This is a genomic window from Streptomyces sp. NPDC036984, from assembly GCF_055607665.1.
Genome location: NZ_JBVJRL010000018.1, coordinates 39,038 through 53,146, shown reverse-complemented (window position 1 = coordinate 53,146; position 14,109 = coordinate 39,038). Strand labels below are relative to the sequence as shown.

Below are 14,109 nucleotides of genomic sequence, written 5' to 3'. Positions count from 1 at the left end.
TCGCCGCGGCGGGCCGGGTCATGGCCTGACGGCCCGGTGGGACGGGCTGCCGGCTCAGACCCCTTCCAGGATCATCGCGTTGGCGAGTCCGCCCGCCTCGCACATGGTCTGGAGGCCGTAGCGGGCGCCGCGTTCGCGCATCGCGTGGACCAGGGTCGTGGTCAGCCGGGTGCCGCTCGCGCCGAGCGGGTGGCCGAGGGCGATCGCGCCGCCGTGCACGTTGACCTTGGCGAGGTCGGCACCGGTCTCCTGCTGCCAGGCGAGCACCACGCTGGAGAACGCCTCGTTGATCTCGAACAGGTCGATGTCGGCCAGGTTCAGGCCGGCCCTGCGCAGCACCTTCTCGGTGGCCGGGATGACTCCGGTGAGCATCAGCATCGGGTCGGAGCCGGTCACGGCGAAGCTGTGCAGCCGGGCCAGAGGGCGCAGGCCGAGCCGGGCCGCGGTCTCGCCGGAGGTGATCAGGACGGCGGAGGCGCCGTCGTTGACGGGGCTCGCGTTGCCCGCGGTGATGTTCCACTCGATCTGCGGGAAGCGCTCGGCGAAACCGGGGTCGTAGTAGGCGGACCTGAGACCGGCCAGGACCTCCGGGGTGCTGCCGGGGCGGACACACTCGTCGCGGGCGACGCCCTCCAGCGGGGCGACCTCGGCGTCGAACAGCCCGCTCCGCCACGCGGCGTCGGCCTTGCTGTGGGAGGAGACGGCGAACTCGTCCATCCGCGCGCGCGTGAGGGACCACTTGGCGGCGATGAGTTCGGCGCTGATGCCCTGCGGGACCAGACCCTCGGGGTAGCGCTCGGCGACGCCTGGCCCGAACGGATCCTTGCCGTCGGACACGTTGGACCACATCGGCACCCGGCTCATCGACTCCACACCGCAGGCGACCACGAGGTCGTACGCGCCCGACATCACGCCCTGCGCGGCGAAGTGCACGGCCTGCTGGGAGGAGCCGCACTGGCGGTCCACGGTGGTCGCCGGGACGGACTCGGGGAAGCCGGCGGCGAGCACGGCGAACCGGGTGGTGTTCATGGCCTGTTCGCCGACCTGGTCGACGGTGCCGCCGATCACGTCGTCGATCAGCGCCGGGTCGACGCCGGAGCGCTCGACCAGGGTGCGCAGGGTGTGCGCGAGGAGCTGCACGGGGTGGACGTGAGCGAGGGAGCCGTTCGGCTTGCCCTTGCCGATGGGAGTGCGTACGGCTTCGACGATGACTGCGTCTCGCATGGGGCGGGCCTCCAGCGGGGTTCGGAAGGGCTACCAGTGAGTAGGAAATCTGGACTCACCATAGCCGAGCGAGTTGGAAATTCAAACCCTCATCTAGACTGGGCCGCATGGCCGCCACGAAGGATCCGCGCCCCTGCTCCATCGCCGACGCCCTCGCGCTGGTCGGCGAGAAGTACTCGCTGCTCGTCCTGCGGGAGGTGTGTCTGGGCAACGGCCGGTTCGACCAACTGGTGCGCAACATCGGCGCCCCGCGCGACATCCTGGCCACCCGGCTGCGCCGGCTCGTGGAGGCCGGCATCCTCACCAAGCGCGTGTACAGCGAGCGCCCCCAGCGCTTCGAGTACCGGCCCACACAGGCGGGACTGGAGCTGGAGCCGGTCCTGATGACCCTCAAGGAGTGGGGCGACCGTCATCTGCGCAAGGGCATCGACCTGCCGATGGCCGTCGAGCACGTCTGCGGCAACGAACTGGTGCCGGTGGTCACCTGCCAGGCGTGCGGCGAACCCGTGCGTCACGAGGACCTGACGGCCCACCCGCAGGCCCCCGGCTGGACCGTCACCGGACCGACGGCGGCCTGAGCCGGCCGGCGGCCCGAGCCGATCGGCGGCCACGGACACGGTCCGCAACGGCGGGGACATACCGGCGACCAGGCATGAGCGGACTGTCCGGCCCCTGTTGCTCCGGTGTCACCCGGGCCCGCTACGCTGCCCTCGTCACATGATCACCATTTCTCCCCAGCACTTGGACGCCCTACCTTCATGTCTTGGTTTGAATCCCTCGTCCTCGGACTCGTCCAGGGGCTGACCGAGTTCCTGCCCGTCTCCTCCAGCGCGCACCTGCGGCTGACCGCCGCGTTCTCGGGCTGGAAGGACCCGGGGGCGGCCTTCACGGCGATCACGCAGATCGGCACGGAGACGGCGGTCCTCATCTACTTCCGCAAGGACATCGGCCGGATCATCACGTCCTGGTTCCGCTCACTGTTCGACAAGACGATGCGCCGGAACCACGACGCGCAGATGGGCTGGCTGGTGATCGTCGGCTCCATACCGATCGGGGTGCTGGGCGTGACACTCAAGGACCAGATCGAGGGGCCCTTCCGGGATCTGCGGATCACCGCCACCATGCTCATCGTCGTCGGCCTGGTCATCGGCATCGCCGACCGGATGGCGGCCCGCGACGAGACCGGCGGCCGGCACCGGGCGCCCAAGCAGCGCAAGACGCTGGAGAACCTCGGCGTCAAGGACGGCCTGATCTTCGGCCTGTGCCAGGCCTGCGCCCTCATCCCCGGCGTCTCCCGCTCCGGCGCGACCATCAGCGGCGGCCTGTTCATGGGCTACAAGCGCGAGGCCGCCGCCCGCTACTCCTTCCTGCTCGCCATCCCGGCCGTCCTCGCCTCCGGCGCCTTCGAGGTGAAGGACTCACTGAGCGAGGGCCATGTGGCCTGGGGGCCGACCCTGTTCGCGACGGTGATCGCGTTCGCCTCGGGATACGCGGTCATCGCATGGTTCATGAAGTGGATCTCCAACAAGAGCTTCATGCCGTTCGTCTGGTACCGCATCGCCCTCGGCGTCGTGATCATCGCCCTCGTCGGCGCGGGCGCGCTGAGCCCGCACGCGGCGGAGTCGGCGGGCTGACGGCCCGCTCCCACCACCCCTGTTTCGGACATCTTCCGCGCTGCGGCGGCGCGCCCCCGACCTGGGCAACCCGGAAGAACCGCACGGCACTTCGCCGCCACGAACGCCTTATCGCGCGGGGCCGGTGACCAACCCCATACCTTCTGCGTAGCCGCGCGGTAGCGCACGGTCAGCTCCTGCCCCTAGGCTGTTCCGCATGTCCCCCGATTTCCCGCCCCCTGGTTCCGTGCGCTCTGCTGCCGAGGTGAACGAGCAGATCCGGGCGCTGTGGCTGCGTGCGGGCGGCATCCTGTCCACCCAGGAACGCGCGGAGTACGAGCTGTTGGTGATCGAGTGGGCCGAGGCGATCCGCGGGCAGGTCATCGAGGCCGCCTGACCCACGGCCGGCCTACGCCCGCAGATGCGCCAGCACCTCGTCGGCCACCGGATACGGCGTCTCCTCGGGCAGCAGCTCGCCGGCCCGCTCCTGTTCGCCCGCCCGCACCAGCGCGTGGATCTCCGTGGCCAGCGGGGTGACGTCCTCGATGCCGACGATCCACTCGTCGGCGTACCGGGTGGCCGCCTCCCCGGCGAGACCGAGCTGCAAGGACCGGTACGGCAGCGGATTGTGGTGCAGATCCCGCTCCGGGTCCCACTGGACGCGGGCCGGGCTGCGCGCCAACTCCCGCTTCCAGGCGGCCTGGTCGGCGTGCAGCGCGGGCACGTAGTGGGACAGGCAGGCGTGGCGCAGTGCCCACTCGAAGCCCTCGCGGCTGATCTCGATGGCGAGCACGGTCTCCTGACCCTCCTTGGTGCCCCAGCCGCAGCGGTACATCATCCACAGGAAGGACGGCTTGATCCAGGTCATCCGGTCCCGCTTCCAGGCGGCCGGGAAGCGTCCGGCCCGGGCGGCCGGGCGGCCGATCTGCGGGCGGTAGGCCTGGTAGACGGTGACCGTGGCGTCGGTGTGCCGGGCACGGATGCGGAACTTCGGTTCGGTTGTGGTCGGTTGCACGTTCACGGGGACAGGTTCGGCTGCCCGGGGCCTGGCGCACCACCGAATATTCACCCCGCACGCCTCTTGGCTCCGGGCCCGCCGTGCCCAACACTGTGCCGATGACGCAGCGCGCGGAGTTCGCGACCGTGAGGGACCGGCTGGCCGTGGACGACCTGGTCACCGCGTACGCGGTGGCGGTGGACGACGGTGACTGGGCGGCCTACCGGCGGCTGTTCACGGCGGACGGGCGGGCCGACTACCGCTCGGCGGGCGGCATCGAGGGCGACGCGGAACGGGTCGCCGGCTGGCTCGCCGAGAGCCTGGCCCTGTTCGCCATGCGCCAGCACCTGATCGTCAACCGGCAGGTGCGGTTCGGAGTGCTGGAGCACGACGCCGGGGACACCGCCCGGGTACGGGCGGACTACCTCAACCCCATGCGCTTCGCCGGTCCCGACGGGTCCGCCGCCCCCGACCTGGTGTGTGGCGGCCGCTACGACTTCGCGCTGCTGCGCACACCGGACGGCTGGCGCCTGCGCGAGGTGGTCGTACGGGAGAAGTGGCGGCGGCTGCCCGAGCGGAGCCGGGCCGGGGTCGGCGACTGATCCGGACTCCTGTGTCGGAGATCGATTCCCGCGCGCACACTGGAGGCAGAGCCTGGGTAGGGAGGGTCGGTATGAGGACGATCGACCGCTGGCTCACCTCCCCATGGCGCCGCTCGGGCGCCGCCGCCCTCGCGGGCGCCCTGCCCGTGCTCGCTTTCCCTGCCCCGTCACTGTGGTGGTTCGCGTACGTCGCCCTGGTGCCATGGATCCTGCTGGCCCGCTCGGCGCCGACCGCGCGACGGGCCGCGTACGACGGCTGGTGCGGCGGCTTCGGCTTCCTGCTGGCCGTTCACCACTGGCTGCTGCCGAGCCTGCACGTGTTCATCTTCCTGATAGCCGCGCTGCTGGGTGCGCTCTGGGCGCCCTGGGGCTGGCTGGTGCGCCGGTTCCTCGGCGGGGTGCCGTCGCCGGGCCGGGGGGCCGCCGCGCTGCTGGTGCTGCCGTCGGCCTGGCTGGCGGTGGAGCTGGTCCGGTCCTGGCAGGGCCTCGGTGGGCCGTGGGGCATGCTCGGCGCCAGCCAGTGGCAGGTGGACCCCGCACTGCACCTGGCCTCGGTCGGCGGGGTGTGGCTGCTCAGCTTCCTGGTGGTGGCCGTCAACGTGGCCGCGGCCGTGCTGCTCGCCGTCCGCCGGGTCCGCGTGCCGGCCGTGGCCTCGCTGGTCGCGACGGCCGCCGCGACCTCGGCCGCGTGGGCGTGGGCGCCGCGCCCGGACGTCGACGGGCGGGTCCGGGTCGCCGTCGTACAACCGGGTGTCGTGGCCGGCCAGGACAGCGGCGACAAGCGGTTCGACCGGGAGGAGCGGCTGACCCGGCGGCTGGCCGGGCAGGACATCGACCTGATCGTGTGGGGCGAGTCCAGCGTGGGCTTCGACCTGGACGACCGCCCCGATCTGGCCCGGCGGATCGCCGCGCTGTCCCACGAGACCGGCGCCGATGTGCTGGTGAACGTGGACGCCCGTCGCTCCGACCGGCCCGGCATCTACAAGAGCTCGGTGCTGGTCGGCCCGGACGGCCTGACCGGCGACCGGTACGACAAGATGCGGCTGGTCCCGTTCGGCGAGTACATACCGGCCCGTTCGCTGCTCGGCTGGGCCACCTCGGTGGGCCGGGCCGCCGGCGAGGACCGGCACCGCGGCGCCGAGCAGACCGTGATGAACGTCGGACACGGGCTGCGCATCGGCCCGCTGATCTGCTTCGAGACCGCGTTCCCGGACATGAGCCGGCATCTCGCCGAGGACGGCGCGGACCTCCTCCTCGGCCAGAGCTCCACCTCCTCCTTCCAGAGCAGCTGGGCGCCTGAGCAGCATGCCTCGCTGGCCGCGCTGCGCGCCGCCGAGACCGGCCGCCCCATGGTGCACGCCACCCTCACCGGCGTGTCGGCGGTGTACGGCCCGGACGGACGGCGCCTCGGCCCCTGGCTCGGCACCGACGCGAGCGCCGCGCGCGTGTACGACGTCCCGCTCGCGCACGGCGTCACCGCGTACGCCCGCTACGGCGACTGGCCGGTGTACGGCGCGCTGCTGGTGCTGGCCGCGCTGGGGGTGACCGAGGGGGTGCGGGCGCTCAGGCTGCGCCGGAGCGGTCCTGAACCGCTCGCACCACCCGCTCGCACAGTTCATGGGTCGCCAGCGCGTCCCGGGCGCTGAGCACCTCCCCGGCCCGCACGGCGTCGAGGAAGGCGAGGACCGCCTGCTCGATGCCGCGCTGCCGGGCCACCGGCACCCAGTCGCCGCGCCGGCGCACCGTCGGCTGCCCCTTGTGGTCGATCACCTCGGCGAGGTTGACCACCTGGCGCTTGGTGTCCTGCCCGGACACCTCCAGGATCTCCTCGGTGGAGCCGCTGAGCCGGTTCATCACGCCGAGCGCGGTGAAGCCGTCCCCGGCGAGCTGGAGGACGACGTGGTGGACCAGCCCCTCCTCGGCACGGGCGCGGACGGTCACGTCGTCGACCGGGCCGGGCACCAGGAACCGCAGGGTGTCGACGACATGGATGAAGTCGTCCAGGATCATCGAGCGCGGTTCCTCGGGCAGCCCGATCCGGTTCTTCTGCATGAGGATCAGCTCGCGCGGGTGGTCCAGGCACTGGGCGTAGCCGGGGGCGTACCGCCGGTTGAAGCCGACGGCCAGCGAGACGCCGTGCCGCTCGGCGAGCTCGACCAGCCGCTCGGAGTCGGCGAGTTCGTAGGCGAGCGGCTTGTCCACGTAGGTCGGGACGCCGGCCTCCAGCAGCCGGGCGACGATCTCGGGGTGGACGGCGGTGGGCGCGTGCACGAAGGCCGCGTCGAGGCCGGCGGCGAGCAGCGAGTCCAGGGAGGTGTGCCGCTGCTCCCGGGGCAGGCGCAGGCTGTCCCCGACCCGGTCCAGGGTGGCGGGCGTGCGGGTCTGGAGGTGCAGGTCCAGCCCCGGCTGCGCGCCCAGCACCGGCAGGTACGCCTTCTGCGCGATGTCCCCGAGTCCGATACAGCCGACCTTCACGTGCTCTCCCCTGGCGCTTGCCTGCGTGGTCCCTGCCGAAGCATACGGGGGGCCGCCGGTCGGCGATGCCGTCGCAGCCGCACGGGAAGAGCGCCGGCCCGGTCTTCGACAGGTGGGGATCCGGACGGGCCTGCGGGAGCTGCTCGTGGGCCTGCCGGACGCCGAGAACGTCACCCCGGGCACACGGAATCCCTCCGCACGGGGCATGCAATCACCCCTGCGGGGCATCGGATCCGGCTCCCTCGTGCCAAGCCGGCGGCCCACCCAGCAGAGTTGCGCGGGTGCATCGAACGACGACCATCGCAGCGCTTCTGGTCACCGTGGCCGTTTCGGCCCTCTCCGGCTGTGTGACGGTGCGGCACCCGGTGACACCCGGATCGCAGCGGGACACCGCGCCCTCGCAGCCGATGGCGTCGCGGCCGGACGGCAGCGCGGAGTCCCACGTGGTGCAGGCGCCGGCCCGCGAGGCGCTGGGGATGGCCGGGCCGTCCCGGCGCCCGGCACACTCCGGGCCACCCGCCCGGCAGCACGCCCCGGCCGCACCTGAGACCACGCACCGGCCGCCGGGCCCGCCCGATCCCCCGCGAACCCGCCCGCACCCTGACCCCGCCGGGCGACGGCACAGCCACCTGCCCGGCCCGCCCCCGCTACTGCTGCCCACGGCCCCGGACGTGTGCGCCCTGGGCAAGGCGTACGGCGGCTGGCACAAGGACAGCCCGGAAGCGAGGATCTGCGAGCAGAGGTACGGCCACTGATCCGCGCCCCGAAGACGCGCGGGCCGGTATCGATGTGCGGCACCGCCGCGTGGGCGACCAGCCGCAAGGGCGCCGCAGCAGGGAGGGGCGCGGGACTCGGGGGGTCCTGACCGGAACCGACGCCCTTCAACTGCACCACCCGCGGAGGCTCAGCGCTGCCGGGGCGGCCCCCAGCCGTCGCCGCCCGGGGTGCCGTCCTCCCGCAGCCGCAGCTCCAGGCGGCTGATCGCGGACCTGACTCCGTCGCCGTAGCCGTCGTCGGCCAGGGAACCCGCGGCGCTGCGGGCCCGGCGCAGATGGCTGCGGGCGGCCTCGGCGCGGCCCAGTTTGACGTAGTCGGCGGCCAGATTGAGGTGGAGCGAGGGGAAGAAGCCCCGGACGCTCGCCGGGTCGCCGGCCGCGCGGCCCTCGGCCACCTCCTCGGCCGCCGACAAGGCCCGCAGGTCCCAGGCCAGTTCGTCCGCCGGGTCGTCCTGGGTGTCGGCCAGGTAGTGCGCGACCGTGCAGCGGTGCAGCGGGTCACCGTCCTCGCCGATCTCCGTCCACAGGTCCAGGAAGCGGCTGCGGGCCTCCTCGCGGTCGCCTCCGTGGTGCAGCATCACGACCTGCCCGATCCGCGTCAGCACGGCGTCCGGCGCCGTCTGCTCCTGTCGCTCCGCCACGGTGGTCCTCCGGGCCGTCGGCAATGGTCCGCTCCTGACGCTAACCGGCGCCGCGAGGATTCCTGGTCAGGCGGCGCCGTGCCACTGGGGGCCGGTGATCGGCCGCGGGTCGGCCGCGGGCTCGTCGCGGCCGGCCCGCACGGTTCGCCGCCCGCTGTCACCGTCACACGTGACCCGACAGCCGTCACCCTCAGCCCTCAGCCGGCCGTCACCCGCGGCCGTCACCCGTCAGCCCAGGTTCGGGATGCGCCAGTCGACCGGCTCGTGGCCCTGGCGGGCGATCGCCTCGTTGATCTGGGTGAACGGGCGGGAACCGAAGAACTTCTTCGCGGACAGCGGCGAGGGGTGCGCCCCCTTGACCACCACATGCCGGGTCTCGTCGATCAGCGGAAGCTTCTTCTGCGCGTAGTTGCCCCACAGGACGAAGACCGCCGGGTCGGGGCGGGAGGCCACCGCGCGGATCACGGCGTCGGTGAACTTCTCCCAGCCCTTGCCCTTGTGCGAGTTGGCCTCGCCCGCCCGGACGGTGAGCACCGCGTTGAGCAGCAGCACGCCCTGCCGGGCCCACGGCATCAGATAGCCGTTGTCCGGGACGGGCAGGCCCAGCTCCTCCTGCATCTCCTTGTAGATGTTCCGCAGGGACGGCGGGGTCTTCACGCCCGGACGGACCGAGAAGCACAGGCCATGGCCCTGGCCCTCGCCGTGGTAGGGGTCCTGGCCCAGGACGAGGACCTTCACCTGCTCGTACGGCGTCGCGTCCAGCGCGGCGAAGACCTCCTCGCGCGGCGGGTAGACGGGACCCTTCGCCCGCTCCTCCTCCACGAACTCCGTCAGCTCCTTGAAGTAGGGCTGCTGGAGCTCGTCGCCCAGAACCCCGCGCCAGGATTCGGGCAGCATGGCGATGTCGGTCACGTCAACGTCCTCACGATGTCAGGCAACTACGGCGTGCGGTCACTTCCAGGCTTCAGAACCTACAGGCGACCACTGACAACGCGTGCCGGAAGGCCGGTTCACCAGCTCGTCTTGCGGTGCAGCATCCACATCATCATGATCGTCGACGGGTCCAGGGCCTGCTCTCCACCGGAGATGTCGACATTGGCCGCCACGTACTGCCGGCCCTGCCACAGCGGGACCAGCCGGGCGTCGTTCACGATGATCTGCTGGGCCTCCTCCATGTCCTTGACCGTCTTGGCGCGGTTGCTCTCCGCGCGCGCGTGGGGCAGCAGCTTGCCGGTGATCTCCTTGGCCGGGTAGGGCGTGCCGAGGGCGTTGTGCTCGCCGACGAAGGGGGCGATGAAGTTGTCCGCGTCGGGGAAGTCCGGGAACCAGCCGCGCCCGAACACCGGGTACTCGCCCTTCTGGTAGCCGACCACATAGCTCTTCCAGGGGCGGCTCTTGAGGGTGATGGTGAAGAGGCCGGAGTCCTCCAGCTGCCGCTTCAGCTCCTTGAACATCAGGGCCGTCTCGGAGCCGTAGCGGTCGGTGGTGTACCAGAAGGTGAGCGGGACGGGCTGGGTGATGCCGGCGTCGGAGAGGATCTTGCGGGCCTTGGAGACGCTCGGTTCGCCGAAGTCGTCGAAGAAGCCGGTGGCGTGGCCGGTCAGGCCCTTGGGGACCATCGAGTACAGCGGGTCGACGGTGTCCTTGTAGACCTTGTGCGCGATCGCGCCCCGGTCCACGAGCTGCGCGATGGCCTTGCGTACGGCGGGCTGCTTGGCCCACGGGTCCTTGGGGTTGAAGACCAGGTAGCTGATGTCGGTGCCGGCGCCGTCGACCAGCTGAAGGTCCTCGTCGTCGTGCTCCTGGAGGGCGAGGATGTCGTCGGCGGCGAGACCTCGGTAGGTGACGTCGATCTGCTTGTCCCGCAGCGCCTTGACCATGCCGGCGGAGTCCTTGAAGTAGCGGATGGTCACCGCTTCGTTCTGCGGCTTGGCGAAGCCCTGGTAGCTGTCGTTGCGGACCAGGACGGCCTCGGCGCCCTCCTCGTAGGACTGGAGCTTGTACGGCCCGGAGCCGTGCACCGAGGTGTCCTTGCGCAGCGAGCTGGCGGGGTAGTCGTCCGGGTCCACGATCGACATGGCGGGGGTGGCCAGCACGAAGGGGAAGGTGGCGTCCGGCTGGTTGAGGTGGAAGACGATCTCGCGGTCGCCGGACGTCTCGACGCGGTCCAGGCTGCCGAGCAGCCCGGCGGGGCCGCCCTGGGCGTTGATGGTGCGGATGCGGTCGATCGAGTGCTGGACGGCCTCGGCGGTCAGCGGGTCGCCGTCGGCGAACTTCAGGCCGGCGCGCAGCTTGCAGCGGTAGGTGCGACTGGAGGAGTCGGTGAAGGAGCAGCTCTCGGCGGCGTCGGGCTGAGGGGTGGTGGCGCCGTTCGGGTAGGCGAGGAGCGTCTGGAAGATGTTCCGGTACAGCTCCCAGGAGCCGTCCCAGGCACCGGCCGGGTCGAGCGTGCTGGGGACGCTGGTGGTGCCCACGACGATCGGCCCCTGGCTGTCGGGGTCGCCGTCGGACAGCAGACTGCACCCGGTCACCAGGGATATGGACGCGATTGCCGCGACTCTCCGCAGGAATCGGTTCCGGTTGAACACGCGCACGCTCCTCGATCTGCCATACCAAGGGTCGGCAGACCATACCGCAGCGTTCGGCCCCGTGAACCACCCCGGAGAAGCGCTTTCTTGATCGTCTCGGCCATGACGACGTTGTCAGTCCGCTTTGCGGATTCCCAACGGTGTTCCGGGCGCCGATCCGTCCGGATATCGGCGCCCGGAGGATGCTCAGCTCACACCGGCGTTGAGGAAGATGCCGCCGTCCACGACGAGCGTCTGACCGGTGATCCAGTCGGACTGCTCGGAGGTGAGGAACGCGGTGGCGCCGCCGATGTCGGAGGGCACGCCGAGCCGGCCGAGCGGGTAGGCGGAGGCCGCCTCCTCCTCCCGGCCCTCGTACAGGGCCTGTGCGAACTTGGTCTTGATCACGGCCGGGGCGATCGCGTTGACCCGTACCTTCGGCGCGAACTCGTGCGCCAGCTGCTGGGTCAGGTTGATCATCGCCGCCTTGCTCACGCCGTAGGCGCCGATGAACGGCGAGGGCGCGAGGCCCGCGACCGAGGCGATGTTGACGATCGCGCCGCCGTTGTCCTTCTGCCAGGCGTGCCAGGTCTTCTGGGCGAAGCCGAGCGCGGAGATCACGTTGGTCTCGAAGACCTTGCGGGCGACGCTCAGGTCGAGGTCCGCGATCGGGCCGAAGACCGGGTTGGTGCCCGCGTTGTTGACCAGGAAGTCGACCCTGCCGAAGGCCTCCATGGTGCGCGCGACGGCCTCGGTCTGGTGGTCCAGGTCGTGGGCCTTGCCGGCGACGGCGATGACCCGCTCGGCGCCGAGCGTCTCGACGGCCTCCTTCAGCGCGTCCTCGTTGCGGCCGGTGATGCACACGCGGTCGCCGCGGGCGACCAGGGCCTCGGCGACGCCGTAGCCGATGCCGCGGCTCGCGCCCGTGACGAGGGCGACCCGGCCCGACAGCTCGGGGAGTTCAGTCATGTCCGTGTTACCTCTGAATCCCTTAGTTGAGCGGTCCGCCGGCGACGTACAGCACCTGGCCGGAGACGAAGCCGGCCGCCTCGTCGGTGAAGAAGGCGACGGCGTTGGCGATGTCCTCGGGCTCGCCGACGCGCTGCACCGGGATCTGGGTGGCGGCGGCCTTCTTGAAGTCGTCGAAGCCCATGCCGACGCGGTCGGCGGTGGCCTTGGTCATCTCGGTGGCGATGAAGCCGGGGGCGACGGCGTTGGCGGTGATGCCGAACTTGCCGAGCTCGATGGCGAGGGTCTTGGTGAAGCCCTGGAGGCCGGCCTTGGCGGCGGAGTAGTTGGCCTGTCCGCGGTTGCCGAGCGCCGAGGAGGAGGAGAGGTTGACGATCCGGCCGAAGCCCGCGTCCACCATGTGCTTCTGGACGGCCTTGGTCATCAGGAACGAGCCGCGCAGGTGGACGTTCAGGACGGTGTCCCAGTCGGAGACGCTCATCTTGAACAGCAGGTTGTCGCGGAGCACGCCCGCGTTGTTGACGAGGATGGTGGGCGCGCCCAGCTCCTCGACGATCCGGGCGACGGCCGCCTCGACCTGCGCCTCGTCGGAGACGTCCGCGCCGACCGCGATGGCCTTGCCGCCGGCCGCGGTGATCTTCTCGACGGTGTCCTTGCAGGCGGCCTCGTCCAGGTCGATCACGGCGACCGCGCGACCCTCGGCGGCCAGCCGTACGGCGGTGGCGGCGCCGATGCCGCGCGCCGCGCCGGTGACTACCGCGACCCGCTGTTCAGTGGTGGACATTGTTTCTCCTCGCCCTTGAGAGAACCTGACGGGGCCCTCGGAGAGAACCCCTCATGCGGTGAGCGACCGCTTAGTACCTTCAGCACCCGTGACGCTAGAAGCCATGGCACCCGGTGTCAACGGCACATCAGGCCGGTGTGATCCATTACCTCACCAGGAGGTCCAGCAACCGCTCCGTCTCGGCGGCCGGGTCGGTGGTCAGGCCGGTGTGCACGGGCCCGGGCTGGACCACGGTGGAGCGGGGCGCGATCAGCCAGCGGTAGCGCCGGCCGGCGTCGTCGCCGGCCGCCTGTCCGGCCTCCTCACCGCCCGCGCAGTGCCGCTCGATCGCCCGCAGCGCGGCGCGCACCCCGGCGACGTCGGCGGCCGGGTCCAGCGCGAGCAACCGCGCCTCGTCCAGATGGGTGCGGGCGCCGACGTAGGTCTGGGCGCGGCAGTAGACGACCACGCCCGCGTTGATGCACTCCCCGCGCTCCACGCGCGGCACGACCCGCAGCAGCGCGTACTCGAACACGTCCCGGTCGCCGCCCTGACCCGCCCGGGTGATGTGCCGCTCGGCCACATGGCCGGCCATATGGATGTGGCGCTCGCTCACTTGTCCTCCTGGAGTCCGGAGCCGGTGCCGGTGATGCGGTCGGCGATGACGGCCGCCCGTGCGAGCAGCGGCCGGGCATAGGCCCGGCGCAGGTCGTCCGGGGTGTCGAAGCCGGGCTCGTCGGCGAGCCACGTCTCGGGGATCTCCGCGGTGACCTCGGCGAGCAGGTCCTCGGTGACCCGGGGTGCCAGCTCGGCCGCGGCGGCGGACACGTCGGGGGCGAAGCGGGCGAGGGCGTGGTCGGAGGCGTCGTACGGACGGGCCGCGGAGGCTGAAGCGGCGGGCCAGTTGTGGTGCCAGATCATGGTGGCGCCGTGGTCGATGAGCCACAGCTCGCCCTGGTGGACCAGGAGGTTGGGGTTGCGCCAGGAGCGGTCGACGTTGTTGATCAGCGCGTCGAACCAGAGGATCCGGCCGGCCTCCTCGGGGCTCACCGGGAACGCGAGCGGGTCGTAGCCGAGCGCGCCGGACAGGAAGTCCATCCCGAGGTTGGTGCCGCCACTGGCCCGCAGCAGGTCCTGCACCTGCTGCTCGGGTTCGCCGAGCCCGAGGACCGGGTCCAGCTGGACGGTGACCAGGCGGGGCATCCGGAATCCGAGGCGCCGGGCGAGTTCGCCGCACACCACCTCGGCGACCAGGGTCTTGCGGCCCTGTCCGGCGCCGGTGAACTTCATGACGTAGGTCCCGAAGTCGTCGGCCTCGACGAGCCCCGGCAGCGAGCCCCCCTCACGCAGGGGCGTGATGTAGCGGGTCGCGGTGACTTCCTTGAGCATCGCCCCAGGTTACTGGGGCACGGTCCGGCGTCCGGCCCACAGCCGAGCGACAGCCCCGGCGCACCGCCCGCTCATCACCGGACGGCAAGGATC

16 protein-coding genes are annotated in these 14,109 nt (G+C 71.6%); 6 read left to right on the top strand and 10 right to left on the bottom strand.

The window, feature by feature from the left end; genetic code table 11:
• Window positions 1–54: 54 nt before the first annotated feature.
• The gene (locus ACZ7DL_RS28405) at window positions 55–1,224 is read right to left on the bottom strand and encodes a thiolase family protein (RefSeq protein WP_470778332.1); all 1,170 of its coding nucleotides are present in this window, start codon (window positions 1,222–1,224) and stop codon (window positions 55–57) included.
• Window positions 1,225–1,331: 107 nt separating this feature from the next.
• Between ACZ7DL_RS28405 and ACZ7DL_RS28400 the strand changes: the two genes are divergently transcribed.
• The 3 genes from ACZ7DL_RS28400 to ACZ7DL_RS28390 all read left to right on the top strand — a co-directional run bounded on the left by ACZ7DL_RS28400 (window position 1,332) and on the right by ACZ7DL_RS28390 (window position 3,234).
• Window positions 1,332–1,802, top strand: coding sequence for a winged helix-turn-helix transcriptional regulator (locus ACZ7DL_RS28400; RefSeq protein ID WP_470778330.1), 471 nt, complete (start codon window positions 1,332–1,334; stop codon window positions 1,800–1,802).
• Window positions 1,803–1,982: 180 nt separating this feature from the next.
• The gene (locus ACZ7DL_RS28395) at window positions 1,983–2,858 is read left to right on the top strand and encodes an undecaprenyl-diphosphate phosphatase (RefSeq protein ID WP_470778328.1); all 876 of its coding nucleotides are present in this window, start codon (window positions 1,983–1,985) and stop codon (window positions 2,856–2,858) included.
• Between the two features lie 196 nt (window positions 2,859–3,054).
• Window positions 3,055–3,234 carry a hypothetical protein gene (locus ACZ7DL_RS28390; protein ID WP_470778326.1) on the top strand — a complete coding sequence of 60 codons (180 nt, stop codon included), beginning with the start codon at window positions 3,055–3,057 and terminating at the stop codon, window positions 3,232–3,234.
• A gap of 12 nt (window positions 3,235–3,246) precedes the next feature.
• Here ACZ7DL_RS28390 and ACZ7DL_RS28385 read toward each other — a convergent pair whose 3' ends face one another.
• Window positions 3,247–3,858, bottom strand: coding sequence for a DUF4291 domain-containing protein (locus ACZ7DL_RS28385; RefSeq protein WP_470778325.1), 612 nt, complete (start codon window positions 3,856–3,858; stop codon window positions 3,247–3,249).
• 95 nt (window positions 3,859–3,953) lie between these two features.
• Between ACZ7DL_RS28385 and ACZ7DL_RS28380 the strand changes: the two genes are divergently transcribed.
• Window positions 3,954–4,436, top strand: a complete 483-nt coding sequence (locus tag ACZ7DL_RS28380; RefSeq protein ID WP_470778323.1) for a nuclear transport factor 2 family protein — start codon at window positions 3,954–3,956, stop codon at window positions 4,434–4,436.
• A 71-nt stretch (window positions 4,437–4,507) separates the two neighbouring features.
• Complete coding sequence (gene lnt, locus ACZ7DL_RS28375) at window positions 4,508–6,082, top strand: apolipoprotein N-acyltransferase (protein WP_470778321.1); 1,575 nt, start codon at window positions 4,508–4,510, stop codon at window positions 6,080–6,082.
• Here the strand turns inward: lnt and ACZ7DL_RS28370 are convergent.
• Window positions 6,000–6,911, bottom strand: coding sequence for a Gfo/Idh/MocA family protein (locus ACZ7DL_RS28370; RefSeq protein ID WP_470778319.1), 912 nt, complete (start codon window positions 6,909–6,911; stop codon window positions 6,000–6,002). The two genes, lnt and ACZ7DL_RS28370, sit on opposite strands and share 83 nt — an antisense overlap.
• 281 nt (window positions 6,912–7,192) lie before the next feature.
• Between ACZ7DL_RS28370 and ACZ7DL_RS28365 the strand changes: the two genes are divergently transcribed.
• Window positions 7,193–7,666, top strand: a complete 474-nt coding sequence (locus ACZ7DL_RS28365; RefSeq protein WP_470778318.1) for a hypothetical protein — start codon at window positions 7,193–7,195, stop codon at window positions 7,664–7,666.
• Window positions 7,667–7,815: 149 nt separating this feature from the next.
• On the opposite strand, the gene ACZ7DL_RS28360 is transcribed toward ACZ7DL_RS28365, so the two are convergent.
• The 7 genes from ACZ7DL_RS28360 to ACZ7DL_RS28330 all read right to left on the bottom strand — a co-directional run bounded on the left by ACZ7DL_RS28360 (window position 7,816) and on the right by ACZ7DL_RS28330 (window position 14,016).
• A complete protein-coding gene (locus ACZ7DL_RS28360) occupies window positions 7,816–8,328 on the bottom strand; it encodes a hypothetical protein (protein WP_470778316.1) in 513 nt (170 codons plus the stop codon).
• A gap of 228 nt (window positions 8,329–8,556) precedes the next feature.
• Window positions 8,557–9,240 (bottom strand): uracil-DNA glycosylase, encoded by a 684-nt coding sequence (ung, locus tag ACZ7DL_RS28355; RefSeq protein ID WP_470778314.1) that lies wholly within the window; start codon window positions 9,238–9,240, stop codon window positions 8,557–8,559.
• Window positions 9,241–9,338: 98 nt separating this feature from the next.
• Window positions 9,339–10,916, bottom strand: coding sequence for an ABC transporter substrate-binding protein (locus tag ACZ7DL_RS28350; protein WP_470778313.1), 1,578 nt, complete (start codon window positions 10,914–10,916; stop codon window positions 9,339–9,341).
• A gap of 186 nt (window positions 10,917–11,102) precedes the next feature.
• Window positions 11,103–11,864, bottom strand: a complete 762-nt coding sequence (locus tag ACZ7DL_RS28345; protein WP_470778311.1) for an SDR family oxidoreductase — start codon at window positions 11,862–11,864, stop codon at window positions 11,103–11,105.
• Between the two features lie 22 nt (window positions 11,865–11,886).
• Entirely contained in the window at window positions 11,887–12,648 is a 762-nt protein-coding gene (gene fabG, locus ACZ7DL_RS28340) for a 3-oxoacyl-ACP reductase FabG (RefSeq protein WP_470778309.1), read from the bottom strand.
• Between the two features lie 145 nt (window positions 12,649–12,793).
• Entirely contained in the window at window positions 12,794–13,243 is a 450-nt protein-coding gene (locus ACZ7DL_RS28335; RefSeq protein ID WP_470778307.1) for a DUF3037 domain-containing protein, read from the bottom strand.
• Window positions 13,240–14,016 (bottom strand): HipA family kinase, encoded by a 777-nt coding sequence (locus ACZ7DL_RS28330; RefSeq protein ID WP_470778305.1) that lies wholly within the window; start codon window positions 14,014–14,016, stop codon window positions 13,240–13,242. Before ACZ7DL_RS28330 ends, ACZ7DL_RS28335 begins: the two co-directional genes overlap by 4 nt.
• Window positions 14,017–14,109 lie beyond the last annotated feature (93 nt).

Coding starts and splice junctions, on each gene's coding strand:
- ACZ7DL_RS28405 (WP_470778332.1), bottom strand. CDS start 1,224: ATGCGAGACGCAGTCATCGTCGAAGCCGTACGCACTCCCATCGGCAAG.
- ACZ7DL_RS28400 (WP_470778330.1), top strand. CDS start 1,332: ATGGCCGCCACGAAGGATCCGCGCCCCTGCTCCATCGCCGACGCCCTC.
- ACZ7DL_RS28395 (WP_470778328.1), top strand. CDS start 1,983: ATGTCTTGGTTTGAATCCCTCGTCCTCGGACTCGTCCAGGGGCTGACC.
- ACZ7DL_RS28390 (WP_470778326.1), top strand. CDS start 3,055: ATGTCCCCCGATTTCCCGCCCCCTGGTTCCGTGCGCTCTGCTGCCGAG.
- ACZ7DL_RS28380 (WP_470778323.1), top strand. CDS start 3,954: ATGACGCAGCGCGCGGAGTTCGCGACCGTGAGGGACCGGCTGGCCGTG.
- lnt (WP_470778321.1), top strand. CDS start 4,508: ATGAGGACGATCGACCGCTGGCTCACCTCCCCATGGCGCCGCTCGGGC.
- ACZ7DL_RS28345 (WP_470778311.1), bottom strand. CDS start 11,864: ATGACTGAACTCCCCGAGCTGTCGGGCCGGGTCGCCCTCGTCACGGGC.
- fabG (WP_470778309.1), bottom strand. CDS start 12,648: ATGTCCACCACTGAACAGCGGGTCGCGGTAGTCACCGGCGCGGCGCGC.
- ACZ7DL_RS28330 (WP_470778305.1), bottom strand. CDS start 14,016: ATGCTCAAGGAAGTCACCGCGACCCGCTACATCACGCCCCTGCGTGAG.